Origin of the sequence: Nonomuraea coxensis DSM 45129 (assembly GCF_019397265.1) — a bacterium.
Lineage (GTDB): Bacteria > Actinomycetota > Actinomycetes > Streptosporangiales > Streptosporangiaceae > Nonomuraea > Nonomuraea coxensis.
The window spans coordinates 4,888,066-4,903,611 of the sequence record NZ_CP068985.1 but is presented as its reverse complement, the minus strand read 5'-3'; the positions used below and the strand labels follow the sequence as shown (position 1 = coordinate 4,903,611).

Annotated in this window: 18 protein-coding genes; 11 read left to right on the top strand and 7 right to left on the bottom strand. The window is 73.0% G+C overall.

Features of this window, described 5'->3' with window-relative positions:
* Positions 1-46: 46 nt before the first annotated feature.
* The gene (helR, locus tag Nocox_RS23085) at positions 47-2,203 is read right to left on the bottom strand and encodes an RNA polymerase recycling motor ATPase HelR (RefSeq protein WP_033407740.1); all 2,157 of its coding nucleotides are present in this window, start codon (positions 2,201-2,203) and stop codon (positions 47-49) included.
* A gap of 233 nt (positions 2,204-2,436) precedes the next feature.
* On the opposite strand from helR, the gene Nocox_RS23080 reads away from it, so the two are divergent.
* Positions 2,437-3,471, top strand: coding sequence for a carboxylate-amine ligase (locus tag Nocox_RS23080; protein ID WP_033407742.1), 1,035 nt, complete (start codon positions 2,437-2,439; stop codon positions 3,469-3,471).
* Between the two features lie 5 nt (positions 3,472-3,476).
* On the opposite strand, the gene Nocox_RS23075 is transcribed toward Nocox_RS23080, so the two are convergent.
* Entirely contained in the window at positions 3,477-4,409 is a 933-nt protein-coding gene (locus Nocox_RS23075; RefSeq protein WP_020540440.1) for an alpha/beta hydrolase family protein, read from the bottom strand.
* Positions 4,410-4,425: 16 nt separating this feature from the next.
* Positions 4,426-5,301, bottom strand: a complete 876-nt coding sequence (locus tag Nocox_RS23070; protein WP_020540441.1) for an LLM class flavin-dependent oxidoreductase — start codon at positions 5,299-5,301, stop codon at positions 4,426-4,428.
* 159 nt (positions 5,302-5,460) lie between these two features.
* Between Nocox_RS23070 and Nocox_RS23065 the strand changes: the two genes are divergently transcribed.
* Complete coding sequence (locus Nocox_RS23065) at positions 5,461-6,072, top strand: TetR/AcrR family transcriptional regulator (protein WP_020540442.1); 612 nt, start codon at positions 5,461-5,463, stop codon at positions 6,070-6,072.
* Between the two features lie 6 nt (positions 6,073-6,078).
* On the opposite strand, the gene Nocox_RS23060 is transcribed toward Nocox_RS23065, so the two are convergent.
* The 3 genes from Nocox_RS23060 to Nocox_RS23050 form a co-directional block, all read right to left on the bottom strand.
* Complete coding sequence (locus tag Nocox_RS23060) at positions 6,079-7,419, bottom strand: FAD-binding oxidoreductase (RefSeq protein WP_020540443.1); 1,341 nt, start codon at positions 7,417-7,419, stop codon at positions 6,079-6,081.
* A 106-nt stretch (positions 7,420-7,525) separates the two neighbouring features.
* Complete coding sequence (locus tag Nocox_RS44215; RefSeq protein WP_020540444.1) at positions 7,526-7,720, bottom strand: hypothetical protein; 195 nt, start codon at positions 7,718-7,720, stop codon at positions 7,526-7,528.
* A 99-nt stretch (positions 7,721-7,819) separates the two neighbouring features.
* Positions 7,820-7,981, bottom strand: a complete 162-nt coding sequence (locus tag Nocox_RS23050) for a YciI family protein (protein WP_020540445.1) — start codon at positions 7,979-7,981, stop codon at positions 7,820-7,822.
* A gap of 199 nt (positions 7,982-8,180) precedes the next feature.
* On the opposite strand from Nocox_RS23050, the gene Nocox_RS23045 reads away from it, so the two are divergent.
* The 6 genes from Nocox_RS23045 to Nocox_RS23020 all read left to right on the top strand — a co-directional run bounded on the left by Nocox_RS23045 (position 8,181) and on the right by Nocox_RS23020 (position 13,570).
* A complete protein-coding gene (locus tag Nocox_RS23045; protein WP_026213776.1) occupies positions 8,181-10,571 on the top strand; it encodes an ATP-binding cassette domain-containing protein in 2,391 nt (796 codons plus the stop codon).
* A 115-nt stretch (positions 10,572-10,686) separates the two neighbouring features.
* The gene (locus tag Nocox_RS23040) at positions 10,687-11,100 is read left to right on the top strand and encodes a helix-turn-helix transcriptional regulator (RefSeq protein ID WP_051112403.1); all 414 of its coding nucleotides are present in this window, start codon (positions 10,687-10,689) and stop codon (positions 11,098-11,100) included.
* A 5-nt stretch (positions 11,101-11,105) separates the two neighbouring features.
* A complete protein-coding gene (locus Nocox_RS23035) occupies positions 11,106-11,516 on the top strand; it encodes a VOC family protein (RefSeq protein WP_026213777.1) in 411 nt (136 codons plus the stop codon).
* Positions 11,517-11,541: 25 nt separating this feature from the next.
* Entirely contained in the window at positions 11,542-12,210 is a 669-nt protein-coding gene (gene lexA, locus Nocox_RS23030; protein WP_020540449.1) for a transcriptional repressor LexA, read from the top strand.
* 84 nt (positions 12,211-12,294) lie between these two features.
* A complete protein-coding gene (locus Nocox_RS23025; RefSeq protein ID WP_020540450.1) occupies positions 12,295-13,086 on the top strand; it encodes a maleylpyruvate isomerase family mycothiol-dependent enzyme in 792 nt (263 codons plus the stop codon).
* Positions 13,087-13,147: 61 nt separating this feature from the next.
* Positions 13,148-13,570 (top strand): hypothetical protein, encoded by a 423-nt coding sequence (locus tag Nocox_RS23020; protein ID WP_020540451.1) that lies wholly within the window; start codon positions 13,148-13,150, stop codon positions 13,568-13,570.
* 52 nt (positions 13,571-13,622) lie between these two features.
* Here the strand turns inward: Nocox_RS23020 and Nocox_RS23015 are convergent, their stop codons facing one another.
* Positions 13,623-13,931: a hypothetical protein gene (locus Nocox_RS23015; protein WP_020540452.1), complete on the bottom strand. Its 309-nt coding sequence runs from the start codon at positions 13,929-13,931 to the stop codon at positions 13,623-13,625.
* Between the two features lie 189 nt (positions 13,932-14,120).
* On the opposite strand from Nocox_RS23015, the gene Nocox_RS43745 reads away from it, so the two are divergent.
* From Nocox_RS43745 to scnC, 3 genes are read left to right on the top strand one after another with little or no spacing between them, the layout of a single operon-like run.
* Entirely contained in the window at positions 14,121-14,540 is a 420-nt protein-coding gene (locus Nocox_RS43745) for an SH3-like domain-containing protein (RefSeq protein WP_020540453.1), read from the top strand.
* A complete protein-coding gene (locus tag Nocox_RS43740; protein ID WP_020540454.1) occupies positions 14,540-14,836 on the top strand; it encodes an SH3-like domain-containing protein in 297 nt (98 codons plus the stop codon). The genes Nocox_RS43745 and Nocox_RS43740 overlap by 1 nt, the downstream gene beginning before the upstream one ends.
* Before the next feature lie 9 nt (positions 14,837-14,845).
* Positions 14,846-15,544: a thiocyanate hydrolase subunit gamma gene (gene scnC / locus Nocox_RS23000; protein ID WP_026213780.1), complete on the top strand. Its 699-nt coding sequence runs from the start codon at positions 14,846-14,848 to the stop codon at positions 15,542-15,544.
* Positions 15,545-15,546 lie beyond the last annotated feature (2 nt).

Here is a 15,546-nt window from a genome sequence, read left to right as displayed (position 1 = left end):
GTCCTCACCGTGGACGGCGGCCTGGAGCTGACCTGACGACGCGGGCTCAGGGGCTGGTCAGGACGGCGAGGCGCTGGGTCGCCCTGGTCATCGCGACGTAGCGGTCCACCGCCCCTTCGACGCCCCCGCCGAACCGCTCAGGATCGACGAGGACGACCAGGTCGAACTCCAGCCCCTTGGCGAGCTGCGGCGTCAGCGACCGGACGCGGGGCCGCGGCTCGAAGTCCGGGGCGCCGATGACGCAGGCGACCCCCTCGGGGTGCCCGGCGAGCCAGCCGTCCACGATCGCGTCCAGCTCCGCCACCTGCCCGCGCCGCACGGGGACGCCGCCGGCGCGGATGGACACCGGCACGTTGGCGTCGGGGAGCGCGGCCCGGATGACCGGCTCGGCCTCCGCCATGATCTCCTCCGGCGTCCGGTAGTTGACGGTGAGGGAGGCGAGGGTGATCCGGTCCAGCCCGACCCGTTCCAGCCGCTCCCGCCACGACTCGGTGAACCCGTGCCTGGCCTGGGCGCGGTCCCCGACCACGGTGAAGCTCCGCGACGGGCAGCGCAGCAGCAGCATCTGCCACTCCGCGTCGGTCAGCTCCTGGGCCTCGTCCACCACGATGTGCGCGAAGGGACCGGCCAGCCGGTCGGGTTCGGCGGCGGGCAGCGCGCCCTCGTCCACCAGGGCGTCCCTGAGGTCCGCGCCGCGCAGCATCGTCACCGCGCCCTCGCCGTCGTCGTCGGCCTGGAGCAGGTTGTCGACCACGCCCGCCATGCGCTCGCGCTCCGCCGCGGCGGCGGCCTCCTGCCTGCGCCTGCGCCGCGAGGACTCCGGGTCGCCGAGCCGCTGCCTGGCCGCGTCCAGCAGCGGCAGGTCCGACACCGTCCACGCCTGCGGGTCGGCGCGCCGCAGCCGCCGGACCTCCTCCTCGCCGAGCCAGGGAGCGCACAGCCGCAGGTACGCGGGCACCGACCACAGGTCGCCGACGAGGTCGGACGCCTCGATCACCGGCCAGGCGCGGTTGAGGACCGTCAGCAGCTCCCGGTTGCGCAGCAGCGACCTGCGGACCAGGCCGGCGGGGACGTCCTCGTGCCTGCCGGCGATGATCGTGACCAGTTCCTCCCAGATGCGGTCGCGCGCCTCGTTGTGCGGGATCCCGGGCTCCGCCGCCGCGAACGCCTCCTCCCAGTCGTCGGGGCCGAGCCGGACGTCGGCCCATTCCGTGGTGACCGTCATGGCCTGGGTCGGCGGGTTCTCGTAGAACCTGACGGCCGGCTCGATCGCCTTCACCATGTCCGCGGACGCCTTCAGCCGGGCCACTTCGGGATCGCTCTCGGCCGCCGCCGTCGCGCCCTCGGCCACGAGGTCGCGCAGGGTGCAGGTCTGCACGCCCTCCTCGCCGAGGCTGGGCAGGACGTCGGCGACGTACGCCAGGTACGGCTGGTGCGGCCCGACGAACAGCACGCCGCCCCGCTCGTGGCCGAGCCGCGGATCGGCGTAGAGCAGGTACGCCGAGCGGTGCAGCGCGACCACGGTCTTGCCGGTGCCCGGCCCGCCGTCCACGACCAGGGCGCCGCGCGAGCCCGCCCGGATGACGGCGTCCTGGTCGGCCTGGATGGTGGCGAGCACGTCACGCATGCGCGGCGAGCGGCTGCCGCCCAGACTGGCGATGAAGGCCGACTGGTCGTCCAGCGCGGCGTGCCCGTCGAGCCCGTCCGCGGTGAACACCTCGTCCCAGTAGTCGCTGATCCGGCCGCGCGTCCACCGGTAGCGGCGGCGGCTGGACAGGCCCATCGGGTTGGCGTGGGTGGCGCCGAAGAACGGCTCGGCCGCCGGGGACCGCCAGTCCAGCAGCAGCCGGCGGCCCTCCCGGTCGGTCAGCCCCAGCCGCCCGACGTAGACGGGCTCGGCCCCGCCGGCGCTGTCCGCGCCGACCATGCGGCCGAGACACAGGTCGAGGCCGAAGCGGCGCAGCGCGCGCAGGCGGGCGCTCAGCCGGTGGACCTCCAGGTCCCGGTCCAGCGCCGCCCGGCCCGCGCCGCCCGGCGCCCTGCGCGTGGCGTCGAGGCGGTCCGACAGCTCGGTGACCGTCCGCGCCAGGGCCTCGGCGACGGCCGCGAAGTGCCGTTCGTCGCGGGCGATCAGCGCCGGGTCCGTCTTGGCGGAGAGCCGCTCGGGCAGGTCGAACACGCTGGTGGTCGATGGGTGATTCACGTGGTGCGCTCCGGCGTTTTCGCAGGTTCTCGGCCTCGGCCGCCGATTGTCCTGCACGACCGGGGTCTTGCCGCAAGTCCCCGGGTGCGCTATAGGTTGAAAGTGGAAAGGAGCGGATTCTCCCCTTTCCTGTCCTCGACCCCCGTTCCAGCGCGCCTGCTCCTGCGCGCCTCGCGCCCGGCCGGGCGAGACTGATCCGCAAGGCCGCTGGCGTACGGGGAAGAGGGGGTCCCATGGCTGCGACGGATCTGACCATGGGAGTCGAGGAGGGGTTCATGCTTCTGGACCCGGCCACCGCGACGGTGATGCCGGTCGCCGGCGACGTACGCGAGCGCGCCGGCGGCTCCGCCAGGGACCAGGTGACGACGGGGACGACGGCATCCCAGATCGAGACCCGCAGCGGCCCGCACACCGAGCTTGCCGGGCTGCGGGAGGAACTGCTGCGCCTGCGCGCCGCCGTGGTGTCCGCCGCGGACCGGGCGGGCGCCGGGGTGGCGGCGACGGGCACCGCGCTGAGGGGCGGCCTGCCGGGTGAGGCGGGCTGTCACGTGTGGCTCGGCGTGGACGACCGTGAGGAGGCCGTCCAGGTGGTCAACCACCTGCGGCCCTGGCTGCCCGTGCTGCAGGCGCTGACCGTGAACTCGCCGATCGGCGGCGGCACGGACACCGGCTGGGCGAGCGGGCGCGCCAGGGCCAGGGCCAGCCGGCCCGCCGCAGGCCCGCCGCCCTGGTTCCGGTCGGCCGAGCACCACGACTGGCTGGCCGAAGGGCTGCACGGCACCGGTGCGGTCCCCGAGTGGCAGGCCCGGCTCTCCTCCGGCGGGCCGGCGATCGAGGTACGGGTCGCCGACACCTGCCAGACCGTGGCCGAGGTGGTGCTCCTCGCGGGGCTGGTCAGGGCGCTGGCCGCGACGGCCCTCGGCGACGTGCGCGCGGGCCGGCCCGCGCCGGACGTGGACCACACCCTGCTCGCCGCCGCGAGCTGGCGGGCCGCCCGCGACGGGCTGGAGGGGGAGAACGTCGACCAGCTCACCGGCCGCAGGCTGCCCGTCTGGCGGCTGGTGGACACGCTGATCGACCGCGTCGGCCCCGCGCTGCGCGCCCTCGGCGACCTGCCCCTGATGGACGAGGGGCTGGACGTGCTGCACCGGCACGGGTCCGGCGCGGCGCGGCAGCGGGCCGCGTACCGGCGGAGGGGGCTGGTGGCCGACGTGGCCCGCCTGCTGGCCGACCGGTCCCGGCAGGACCTGCCGCGCCTGGCGGGCTGAGCCGGTCAGTTCGTCTCGATCCGCCCCAGCGGGCCGGGCTCCGCCGCGAGCGCCGCGCACGCGGCCGGCCAGGCGGGGTCGGCGGGGTCGAGGGCGCTGCGGAGGTAGGCGGTGGTGAGCCGCTGGATCAGGGCGACGCGGGCCGGGCTCTCGTCCGTGGTCTCCGCGGCGCCGGGGCCGACGATCCCGCCCAGCGAGTGCTCCGCCCCGAACAGGGTGAGCAGGCTCTTGCCGGCCGGGCTCAGGCGGTACGGGTCGGTGAACCAGTCCGGGCCCCGTACCGACAGCGCGGACCGGTCATGGTCGCCCGCGACCACGAGCGCGGGCGTGGTCATCCACGCGAAGCCGGGGTTCATGAAGGGGAAGTGCTCGGCCGCGAACGGCGTCAGGTCGGCCCCGCCCGAGCCGGGCGTCGCGAGCAGCACGCCCGCCTTGACCCGCGGGTCGGTCAGGTCCTCTCCCGGCCGGCCCGCGGCGTCGAGGACGCGCGCGCCGAGCAGCATGCTCGCCGTCTGCCCGCCCCAGGAGTGCCCGGCCACGGCGATCCGGTCGCGGTCGAGGCGTCCGGCGAGGCCGGGAACGGCGGCCTCCACGGCGTCCAGCCGGTCCAGGACGCGCGTCAGGTCCGTCACCCGGAACCGCCAGATGAGCGGGGTACGGGGATCGTCAGGTGGCAGGGCGAGCGTCCGCGAGTCGAGGTGGGTGGGCTGGACGACCACGAACCTGTGCGCCGCCCAGTGGTCGGCCAGCGGCCCGTAGCCGTCCATCGACCAGCCGAAGCCGTGGGAGAGGACGACGACCGGCAGGTCCCGCCCGGTCGCGGGGGCGGACACCCGCACCCGCAGGTCCTCGCCGCGTTCGGGGGCGGGCAGCACCACCGGCTTCACCGAGACGATCGCGGCGGCGGTGTCCCTGGTCGTCGTGTCCGTCATGCTCATGAGAAACGGTCTTCCTTCAGTGGGTGGGGATGAGCTCGTCGGCGACCCACCGGGCGACGCCGGCGGGGTAGGGGGCGGGCAGCCCGAGCACGATGTGCCGGAAGCCGGCCTCGACCGCCGCGCCGATCGCGTCCCTCGTGGGGCCGGGACGGTCGTAGGAGACGGGCAGGCCGATCGAGCGGGTGATCGCGGCCGGGTCGCGGCCGATCTCCGCGCAGTAGCGGTCCAGCAGGGCGCTACGCCCGGCGAGCTCGGCGATGTCGCCGCCGCCGGGGATGTTCCACAGGTCGGCGTGCTCGGCGGCCACGCGCAGCGTCGCCGACGAACGGCCGCCGACGAGGATGGGCGGATGGGGGCGCTGCACCGGCTTGGGGTTGCCGAACGCGCCGGTCAGCCGGTGGTGGACGCCGTCGAAGTCGAACGGCTCGTCCTCCGTCCAGAGGCGGCGGATCACCGTGCACGCCTCGGCCAGGCTGCCCACGGCGTCGGCGGTGTCGTGGAAGGGCAGGCCGTGGGCCTCGTACTCGCGCCGGGCCAGGGGGTGGCCGGGGCGTGAGCCGACGCCGATGCCGAAGTCGAGGCGTCCGCCGGAGACGACGTCGACGGTCGTGGCGATCTTGGCCAGCAGCGCGGGCGGCCGGAACCTGTTGCTGGTCACCAGCAGGCCGAGCCGCAGCCGCCGGGTCTGCGCGGCGAGGGCGGCGAGCAGGGTCCAGCCCTCGTGCACGGGGCCGGTCAGCTCGCCGGCGATGGGCAGGAGGTGGTCGAACAGCCAGGCGTGCTCGATCGCCGGGATCGTGTCCGCCTCGCGCCAGACCTGGAGGACGTCGTGGTAGGCGACCTGCATCGGCGCGGTCATGATCCCGAAGCTGGGCGGGGAGTCGTGGGGCATGAAGGTGCTCCCGGGGTTCGCGGGAATGACGCGAGCGCGCACGTCCGGCGCGCGCTCTGGCATCATGGAAGGGAAAACGGGACGGTGTCCCGGTTCGAAACATACGGGACAGTGTCCCGTTTAGCAAGCCGGGCGGTGCCGGCGGAAGGGAGCGGCGCGGTGAGCGACAGCGAGGAAGGCGCGGGGCGCGAAAGCGAGGAGGGCGCGGGGCGCGCCGCCCCGCGCAAGCGGGCCGACGCGAGGCGCAACGAGAAGACCCTGCTCGACGCCGCCGCCGCGGTCTTCGTCGCCTCGGGCGTCGAGGCGCCCATCCGCGACATCGCGGCCGAGGCCGGCGTCGGCACGGCCACGATCTACCGCCACTTCCCGACCCGGGCCGACCTCATCATCGCCGTCTACCGGCACCAGATCGAGGCCCTGGCCGAGGCCGGGCCGGCCCTGCTGGCGGCCGGCCCGGCCCCCTACGCCGCCCTGGGCGAATGGATCAACCTGTTCATCGACTTCCTGGTCACCAAGCACGGGCTGGCCGGCGTGCTGCGGTCCGACGAGGCCGGGTTCGAGGCGCTGCACACGTACTTCCTCGACCGGCTCGTGCCGGTGTGCGGGAGGCTGCTCGACGCCGCGGCCGCCGCCGGGGAGATCCGCTCCGACATCGCCGCCCTGCAGCTCATGCGCGGCGTCGGCAACCTCTGCATCGGCGCGGAGAACGACCCGCGCTACGACCCCCGCCCCCTGGTCGCGCTGCTCGTCGCGGGACTGCGCCGGACGTGACCGGGGTCAGCGGGGACGGATGTTGTGGTTGCGGGCGAACAGGTTCTCCGGGTCGTAGCGGCGCTTGACCGCGGCGAGCCGGTCGTAGGTCGGCCCCGGGTAGACGGCGGCGACGTCCTCCTCCGCGGCCGAGGACAGGAAGTTGGCGTAGGCGCCGTCCACGTGCGGCGCGAGGTCGCGCCAGAGGGTGTCCAGCGCCGGGCGGGCCGCCGCGAGGATCGCCTCGGGGCCCGCGCTCGTCGTCGCGATCATCAGCGCGGCGTCGCGGTGCGCGTACGCGGTGGCGTCGGCGGGCACGCGGGCCACCGCGCCGCCGACGGCGCGTACGGAGACGAACGGCGCCCCCTCGGCCGCCCCCGCCGCGACGAGCACCCGCAGCACCTCGGGCATCGCCCCCGCCCCGGCGAACCCGCTCCGCGTGACGAGCCGGACGCCGGGCGGCGGGACCATGCCCTCCACCAGCGTGTCCGCGTACGGCTTCAGCGTGACGCCGTCGCCGGTCACCGTGCCGAGCCTGCGGAGCGGGTCGATCGCCCGGGCCGCGAGCCGCGCGTCGTCCCCGTCGAAGGCGACGTGGACCTGCACCGGAGCCCGCGGGCCGCCGGCGAACGGGTTGGCGAAGTCGGCGACGGAGGTCAGCTCCTCGGGCGCGGCGCGCAGGTGCTCCGCCCACCCTTGGAGCACCGTGGCCGCCTCCGCCGCGGGGAAGCTGATCGTGCCGTGGAAGACGTCCGTCGTCGGGTGGGCCGCGAACACGAACGCGGTCACCACCCCGAAGTTGCCGCCGCCGCCGCGCAGCGCCCAGAACAGCTCCGGGTGCTCTTCGGCGCTCGCCGTCACGACCTGCCCGCCGGCGGTGACCACCTCGGCGGCGACCAGGTTGTCGAGGGTCAGTCCGTGCTTGCGCACCTTCCAGCCGATGCCGCCGCCCAGCGTCAGCCCGCCGACGCCGACGCTCCTGGTGTCGCCCGAGGAGATCGCCAGGCCGCGCGGGGCGAGGGCGTCGGCGACCTGGCCCCAGGTGGCGCCGCCGCCGGCCCGTACGAGGTGACGCCGCTCGTCCACGATCTCGACCTGCGCCAGATGGGCCAGGTCGAGCACCACGCCGCCGTCGTTCGTGGCGAAGCCGGCGAACCCGTGCCCGCCGCCGCGCACGGACAGCGGCAGCCCGGTGGCGGCCGCGAAGCGCACGCCCGCCCGCGCGTCGGCGACGGTCTTGGGCCGCAGGACGAGGGCGGGACTGCCCGGCACCAGCAGCGATCCACTGGCGGCGGCGTAGCCGGCGTCGTCCGGGCCGATGACGTCGCCGCCGAAGTCACGGCGCAGGGTTTCCAGCGCTGCGTTCATGATGGTTCCTCCCCATTGCTCGTCGGTCGGACACGAGATGCCGCCCGCCCCGGGCGTGTGACAGGAGGGAGAGGTGACCTGCGCCACACCGGCCCAGGCCCCTGGCTCACATCAGCTCGGCGAGCTCGGCCGCCCGGCCGAGCAGGTAACGCTGTTCGGGCAGGCTCGTGGTGCGGCGGGCCGCCGTGTCCTCGGCCCGCGGCGCCTGGACGTGCAGCGCCGCGATCGCCGCCTGGAGCTGGTACGGGCCGAGCGGCGACCCGGCCATGGCGCCGCCCACCAGCGCCACGCCCTCCTCCACGAGGGCGGCGTCCCCAGCGGGCGCGGTTCTGGTCGGCCAGCGGCACGAGGCCGCCGTCCTGGCCGGTGCGGGCGGCCCGGCGGGCGTCGGTCAGCAGCATCAGCGCCAGCAGCCCGGCCCCGCCCGCTTGCCGACCAGCTCTCCCGACGCGCGCGCGGTGTCCATGAACGGGCCGTGGCCGCTCATCACCTCCTGACGCTCCTCGTCGGTCAGCGCGTCCCAGACCTGCGGGTTGTTGTGCATGATGAGCAGGAACTTCATGGGGTCTCCTCCGGTTGCCGTTCGACGGGGAGCCGGAGCCGGGAACCCATTCTTGCGCCGCTGCCGCCGCGCGACGGGTCAGGAATCGAGAAGCGCCGGGCGCCGCGCTCCGGCTAGCGTGACCGGGCGCCCCGGGGCCGCGCCGCGGTAGATATGGTGCACTGACCCCGAGCCGGGCGATTTTCCCAACGGAGACACGATGAGCATGGACCCCCGAACGGAAACGCAGTCGCCTGCGTCCCACCTCGCCGACAGCCACGACCTGATCCGGGTGCACGGCGCCCGCGAGAACAACCTCAAGGACGTGAGCGTCGCGATCCCGAAGCGCCGGCTGACGGTGTTCACCGGCGTCTCGGGATCGGGCAAGAGCTCCCTGGTCTTCGACACGATCGCGGCGGAGTCGCAGCGGCTGATCAACGAGACCTACAGCGCCTTCGTGCAGGGCTTCATGCCGACCCTGGCCAGGCCCGAGGTGGACGTGCTCGACGGGCTGACCACCGCCATCATCGTCGACCAGCAGCGCATGGGCGCCGATCCGCGCTCCACCGTCGGCACCGCCACCGACGCGAACGCGATGCTGCGCATCCTGTTCAGCCGGCTCGGCCAGCCGCACGTCGGCTCGCCGCAGGCGTTCTCCTTCAACGTCCCGTCCGTACGGGCCAGCGGCGCGATCACCGTCGAACGCGGCGGCGGCAAGACCGTGAAGCAGAGCTTCACCCTCACCGGCGGCATGTGCCCCCGCTGCGAGGGCCGGGGCACGGTCTCCGACATCGACCTCAGCCAGCTCTACGACGACTCCAAGTCGCTCGCCGAGGGCGCGTTCACCATCCCCGGCTGGAAGTCCGACAGCTTCTTCACCGTGCGGGTCTACGCCGAGTCGGGCCTGCTCGACCCGGACAAGCCGATCCGCGAGTACACCGAGCGGGAGATGCGGGACTTCCTCTACCGCGAGCCGACCAAGGTCAAGGTCGAGGGCGTCAACCTCACCTTCGAGGGCCTGATCCCGAAGATCCAGAAGTCGTTCCTGTCCAAGGACCGCGAGGCGATGCAGCCGCACATCCGGGCGTTCGTGGACCGGGCGGTCACCTTCACCACCTGCCCGGAGTGCGACGGCAGCCGGCTGAGCGAGGCCGCCCGCTCCTCGAAGATCCGTGGCGTGAACATCGCCGACGCCTGCGCCATGCAGATCACCGACCTCGCCGCGTGGGTGAGCGGCCTGGACGAGCCGTCCGTCGCGCCGCTGCTGGCCGCGCTGCGGCACACGCTGGACTCGTTCGTGGAGATCGGGCTCGGCTACCTCAGCCTGGACCGCCCCTCGGGCACGCTGTCCGGCGGCGAGGCGCAGCGCACCAAGATGATCAGGCATCTCGGCTCGTCGCTCACCGACGTCACCTACGTCTTCGACGAGCCGTCGATCGGCCTGCACCCGCACGACATCGAGCGCATGAACACGCTGCTGCGGCGGCTGCGCGACAAGGGCAACACCGTGCTGGTCGTCGAGCACAAGCCCGAGATGATCGCCATCGCCGACCACGTCGTCGACCTCGGCCCCGGCGCGGGCACCGCCGGCGGCGAGGTGGTGTACGAGGGCAGCGTCGAAGGGCTGCGCGCCGCCGGCACGCTCACCGGCCGCCACCTGGACGACCGGGCCAAGCTGAAGGCGTCGGTGCGCGAGCCGTCGGGAGCGCTGCAGGTGCGCGGCGCCGGCCTGCACAACCTGCGGGACGTGGACGTCGACATCCCCCTCGGCGTGCTGGTCGTGGTGACCGGCGTCGCCGGGTCGGGCAAGAGCTCGCTCATCCACGGCTCGGTCGCGCCCCTGGACGGCGTGGTGGCGGTCGACCAGACGCCGATCCGCGGCTCGCGGCGGAGCAACCCGGCCACCTACACCGGGCTGCTGGAGCCGATCCGCAAGGCGTTCGCGAAGGCCAACGGCGTGAAGCCGGCGCTGTTCAGCGCCAACTCCGAGGGCGCCTGCCCCGCCTGCAACGGCGCCGGCGTCGTCTACACCGACCTCGGGATGATGGCCGGCGTCAGCACCACGTGCGAGGAGTGCGACGGCAAGCGCTTCCAGGCCGCGGTGCTGGAGCACCGCCTCGGCGGCCGGGACATCAGCGAGGTGCTGGCCATGCCGGTGAACGAGGCCGAGGAGTTCTTCGCGGCGGGCGAGACCCGCCTCCCGGCCGCGCACGCCATCCTGCGCCGCCTCGCCGACGTCGGGCTCGGCTACCTCAGCCTCGGCCAGCCGCTCACCACGCTGTCCGGCGGCGAGCGGCAGCGGCTCAAGCTGGCCACCCACATGGGGGAGAAGGGCGGCGTCTACGTCCTCGACGAGCCCACCACGGGCCTGCACCTCGCCGACGTCGAGCACCTGCTCGGCCTGCTCGACCGGCTCGTCGACAGCGGCAAGTCGGTCATCGTCATCGAGCACCACCAGGCGGTGATGGCGCACGCCGACTGGATCATCGACCTCGGCCCCGGCGCCGGCCACGACGGCGGCCGGATCGTGTTCGAGGGCACGCCGGCCGACCTCGTCGCCGCCCGCCCGACCCTCACCGGCCGGCACCTGGCGGCCTACGTCGGCGCCTGATCACACCCCGTCCGCCGGGGGCAGGTGGACGGGCCGGAGAACGGCTGGGGAGGATGGCATCGTGCAACCGAACCGTTCCGCGCCCGAGGACGCCGCGCGGCAGCAGCGGCTGCGCATGCTCGCGCTGCTGCGCCGCGTCCGCGACCGCATCGACCGCGAGTACGCCCAGCCGCTGGACGTCGACGCGCTCGCCCGCGGCGTGAACATGTCGTCCGGGCACCTCAGCCGCGAGTTCCGGCGCGCCTACGGGGAGTCCCCCTACTCGTACCTGATGACGCGGCGCATCGAGCGCGCGATGGCGCTGCTGCGCCGCGGCGACCTCACCGTCACCGAGGTCTGCTTCGAGGTCGGCTGCTCCTCGCTCGGCACCTTCAGCACCCGCTTCGCCGAGCTGGTCGGCGTGCCGCCCAGCACCTACCGGCGGCTGGCGGCGGAGGCGACGGAGGGCATGCCGTCGTGCGTGGCCAAGCAGGTCACCAGGCCGGTCAGGAATCGAGAAGCACCGGACGCGGGGCCGCCGTTAGCGTGACGGCCATGGACGTCATCATCAACGCGAGTTTCCTGCCGCACGACGACGCCGAGGCCACCCTCGCCTTCTACCGGGACGCCCTCGGCTTCGAGGTCCGCAAGGACGTCGGCCACGGAGGTATGCGCTGGATCACCGTCGGCCCGCCCGCCCAGCCCGAGACCTCGATCGTGCTCTTCCCGCCCGGCGCCGACCCCGGCGTCACCGAGGAGGAGCAGCGCGTCATCACCGAGATGATGGCCAAGGGGACCTACGGCGGCATCCTGCTGGCCACCGACGACGTGGACGCCACCTTCGACCGGCTGCAGGCCACCGGCGCCGAGGTGATGCAGGAGCCGACCGACCAGCCGTACGGGGTGCGCGACTGCGCCTTCCGCGACCCCTCGGGGAACATGGTCCGCATCAGCCGTCGCGAGTGATCCCGGAGGGCGGCCTCGGGCTACGATGTCGCAGGTGACCGCCTACGACGATCTCGACGCGTTCGAGCACCTGAACGCCGCGGCCCTGCCGCCGCGCCAGCAGCGGATCCTCGTGGCGATCCGCGACTGGGTGGTCCGGCACGGCTATCCGCCGAGCACCCGCGAGCTCGGCAGGGCGGTCGGGCTGCGTTCGCCGTCGTCGGTGTCGAAGCATCTGAGGAGCCTGGAGGAGAAGGGGTTCCTCCGCCGGGCCGGCACGATGACCCGCCCGATCGACGTGCGCCTGTTCCTGCGCGAGCCCGCGCGGGAGACGGCGGGCGACCTGGTGAGCGTGCCCGTGGTCGGCGACATCGCCGCGGGCACGCCCATCCTCGCCGACCAGCACGTGGACGACACGCTCACGCTGCCGCGCGACCTGACGGGCCGGGGCACCGTGTTCGCCCTGCGGGTGCGGGGCGACTCGATGATCGACGCCGCGATCTGCGACGGCGACCTCGTCGTGGTCCGCCGCCAGCCCGAGGCGCACTCCGGCCAGATCGTCGCCGCCATGATCGACGGCGAGGCCACCGTCAAGGTGCTCCGCCGCCGCGGCGGCCACGTCCTGCTCGAACCCCGCAACCCGGCCTACGACGTCATCGACGGCGACGAGGCCGTGGTGCTGGGCGTCGTGGTGTCGGTCCTGCGCAACGTGTAGGTCACCGGGCCGCTGACGATCATGCTCGGCGCGGGCGGTAGTTTGGGCGGGAAGCCTTGCCCGCCTGAACGCCTGGGAGACGCGATGAGCAGCGCCGACACGGCCATCGCCGCACTGCGGACCGGACACGACGAGCTGGCCGGGCTGGTGTCCGGACTCACCGACGACGATCTGGCCAGGCCGTCGGCGGCGGCCGAATGGGACGTCTCGCAGGTCCTCAGCCATCTGGGCAGCGGCGCGGAGATCGGGCGGACCGTCCTGGAGGCCGCGATCGACAAGGCTCCCGGCCCCGGCCACGACTTCAACCAGAGCGTCTGGGACCGATGGAACGCCATGACCCGGCGCGAGCGCGCCGACGGCTTCCTCCGGTCCGACGAGGCCCTGACCGCGCTCTACGAGTCCCTGGACGACGCCACCCGCGACGCCCTCCGCGTCGACCTGGGCTTCCTGCCGGCCCCGGTCGACATCGCCACCCTGAGCCGGATGCGGCTCAGCGAGCTCGCCCTGCATTCCTGGGACGTGCGCGTCGCCTTCGACGAGCACGCCACGCTCGCCCCCGACGCGACGGCCGCCCTGCTGCACCAGGGGCCCGACCTGTTCGCCTGGATCGGCAAGGTCGACCGGCTCGACGGCCGCACCCTGGACATCGAGGTCACCACGACCGCCCCCGGCTCCGTCTTCGCGCTGCGGCTGAAGCCGCCGATCAGCGTCGGCTTCGACGTCCCCGAGCAGCCGGACGGCACCCTCGCCCTGCCCGCCGAGTCATGGCTGCGGCTGATCTCCGGCCGCCTCGCGCCGCGCCACACACCGGACGGCGTGACCACGACGGGCGCCGCCGACCTCGACCTGCTCCGCCGGGTGTTCCCCGGCTACTGACCGGAGCCTGCCCGACGTTAATCGTTTGAACGGACCCGCCGGGCGCTGCCACCATCCACAGATGGACGATGAGGAGCTCCGGCAGATCCAGCGGAACGTCGATCTCGCGATCGAGCAGCTCGGCCCGATCAGCGGCCTGGACTTCGGCCTCGACGAGGAGTCCGTCGCGTGGGTGGAGGGCTTCATCGAGCGCCGGCGGGCCCAGCCCGGCTTCGACCCCGACCAGGCGGAGGGCCTGGTGAGCGTGCTCGGGTCCTACCTCGGAGCGTGCGTCGCGGCGGGCGCGGGCGGGCACTGGCAGTGGCACGACGACGGCGGGTGGGGCGTGGCCCTGCCCGACGGCAGCACGGCCTTCCCGTTCACCAAGGTGCGCAAGCAGCTCAGGGACGGCCTGGAAGGCGGCGAGTCGATCGCGAGCTTCTACCGGGTCGCCGTCGAGTTCATCGCCACCGGCAGGATGCGCGAGGCCCGCGACGGCGGATGAGCCGGGGGCTCAGCCGCGGCCGGCGACGTACGAAGTCCTCGGCCGGCGTGGATCACTGATCACGGAAGCAGACGAGGTGGAAGGAGCGCGCTGACGGGGTCCCGTCCGGGGCGAAGGTGCGCACCTCCATCTTGTTCGGGTCGGAGTTCAGCCCGACCGTGACCAGGCCGGGCTCGACGGGCTCCTGCATGGTGCTGCCGATGGTGGCGGCGAAATTGGTCTTGGCCTCGCCCTGCAGCGGCACCTTCCATTTGACGATGTAGGTGTTCGTGCCGTCGAATTCGCAGCTGTCAATCAGATAACCGCGAACGACCGACCCCTTGGCATCGATGACACAGGCCAATCTCTTTTCGAACTCCATCGTCATTCATCCTCTCGCACCGGATTTCCCGGCGGGCATGTACCCGGCGAAAGCGCCGCCGACACGGGCCCAGGTGCAATGGTTCTTTCCCTTTCCTTGCGGGCCACTTGGTCTTTCCGCACGACGGGGTGGGGAGGGTTACCGTCGGACGGAAGACAAGCACCCGAGCCGGAGAAGGGGGAGCTACCCATGTCGAAGGTTCGCTACGAGTCGGTGATGACGGCCGACCGGAATCTGGTCCCCGCGGAACACGAGGAATTCGATTCGCCGTACACGATCCCCAACGATCGCTATGCGGCTCTCACCACCATTCTTCACGACGTCGGCGGCGAGCCCGACTACCCGCAGGCCCTGTACGGGAAGGGTGAGGAGGAGTGGGAGATGAACACCTACCTCACCTGCGAATGCCTCGCCTGGCGCGGGGCGTGGAACGCCGAGATGCGGCGTCGCGCCGAGAACGACCTCGGCAAGACCCAGTACTACGGCTTCCCGTACTACGGCCGCTGGATCACAGGGGCGGCCCGGGTGCTGGTCCACAAAGGGTTGATCACGACGGACGAACTCGGCGACAAGATCGATGAAATCAGAGCCCGGCTGGAGAAGAAGTAATGGCCAAACCGAAGTTCCAGGTCGGCGACACGGTCAGGGTCAAGGACCGTACGACGCTCTTCCACACACGCACCCAGAAGTTCATCCGCAAGCGGGTCGGCACCGTCGTGGCGCACCGCCCGGAATGGGTGATCCCGGAGGACGAGGCATGGGACCGCATGGAGACCGGCCGCAAGGAGCCGTTCTACGTCATCCGGTTCAAGCAGACCGAGCTCTGGCCGGACTACACGGGCCTCGCGCACGACACCTTGGAGACCGAGGCCTCCGAGAGCTGGCTCGAATCGGTAAAGGGTTGAGGGGGGTAAATGGCTAAGCACCACGGTGACGGTCATCACGATGGACACAACGCCTTCGAGGTCTCCTCGAAGGTGAGCGAGTTCGAGATCCTCGAGCTCGCGGTCCGCGAACTGGCCATCGAGAAGGGCATCTTCTCGGCCGAGGACCACCGCAGGTTCGCCGAGTGGGCCGAGGGCGTGGGCCCGCACGGCGGCTCGAAGCTCGTCGCGAAGGCGTGGTCGGACCCGGCCTTCAAACAGCGCCTGCTGGAGAACGGCACCGAGGCGTGCAAGGAGGTAGGGATCGACTGGCTGCAGCCCACGGGGGTGGGCACGCCGAGCGACTACACCTTCTTCTACGTCCTCGAAAACACCCCGCAGGTGCACAACGTGATCGTCTGCACGCTGTGCTCCTGCTACCCGCGGCCCGTTCTGGGCATGTCCCCCGACTGGTACCGCACGCCGAGCTACCGGCGCCGCATGGTCCGCCGCCCGCGCGAGGTGCTCGCCGAGTTCGGCCTGCACCTGCCGGCGGACGTCGAGGTGCGGGTGCACGACTCGAACCAGAAGTCACGGTTCATGGTCATGCCGATGCGCCCCGAGGGCACCGAGGGGTGGAGCGAGGAGCAGCTCGCCCGGATCGTCACCAGGGACACCATGATCGGGGTCGCCCTGCCCAGGGCCGACCGCACCTCGGACGCCGGTTCGCTCGCGGAACAGGTGAGGTGACC

Bases quoted from the DNA above. Each gene is read 5' to 3' on its own strand.
- Nocox_RS23080 (WP_033407742.1), top strand. From the start codon at position 2,437: ATGGCTGCGACGGATCTGACCATGGGAGTCGAGGAGGGGTTCATGCTT.
- Nocox_RS23075 (WP_020540440.1), bottom strand. From the start codon at position 4,409: ATGAGCATGACGGACACGACGACCAGGGACACCGCCGCCGCGATCGTC.
- Nocox_RS23070 (WP_020540441.1), bottom strand. From the start codon at position 5,301: ATGCCCCACGACTCCCCGCCCAGCTTCGGGATCATGACCGCGCCGATG.
- Nocox_RS23060 (WP_020540443.1), bottom strand. From the start codon at position 7,419: ATGAACGCAGCGCTGGAAACCCTGCGCCGTGACTTCGGCGGCGACGTC.
- Nocox_RS23050 (WP_020540445.1), bottom strand. From the start codon at position 7,981: ATGAAGTTCCTGCTCATCATGCACAACAACCCGCAGGTCTGGGACGCG.
- Nocox_RS23045 (WP_026213776.1), top strand. From the start codon at position 8,181: ATGAGCATGGACCCCCGAACGGAAACGCAGTCGCCTGCGTCCCACCTC.
- Nocox_RS23040 (WP_051112403.1), top strand. From the start codon at position 10,687: ATGCTCGCGCTGCTGCGCCGCGTCCGCGACCGCATCGACCGCGAGTAC.
- Nocox_RS23035 (WP_026213777.1), top strand. From the start codon at position 11,106: ATGGACGTCATCATCAACGCGAGTTTCCTGCCGCACGACGACGCCGAG.
- lexA (WP_020540449.1), top strand. From the start codon at position 11,542: ATGTCGCAGGTGACCGCCTACGACGATCTCGACGCGTTCGAGCACCTG.
- Nocox_RS23025 (WP_020540450.1), top strand. From the start codon at position 12,295: ATGAGCAGCGCCGACACGGCCATCGCCGCACTGCGGACCGGACACGAC.
- Nocox_RS23020 (WP_020540451.1), top strand. From the start codon at position 13,148: ATGGACGATGAGGAGCTCCGGCAGATCCAGCGGAACGTCGATCTCGCG.
- Nocox_RS23015 (WP_020540452.1), bottom strand. From the start codon at position 13,931: ATGGAGTTCGAAAAGAGATTGGCCTGTGTCATCGATGCCAAGGGGTCG.
- Nocox_RS43745 (WP_020540453.1), top strand. From the start codon at position 14,121: ATGTCGAAGGTTCGCTACGAGTCGGTGATGACGGCCGACCGGAATCTG.
- Nocox_RS43740 (WP_020540454.1), top strand. From the start codon at position 14,540: ATGGCCAAACCGAAGTTCCAGGTCGGCGACACGGTCAGGGTCAAGGAC.
- scnC (WP_026213780.1), top strand. From the start codon at position 14,846: ATGGCTAAGCACCACGGTGACGGTCATCACGATGGACACAACGCCTTC.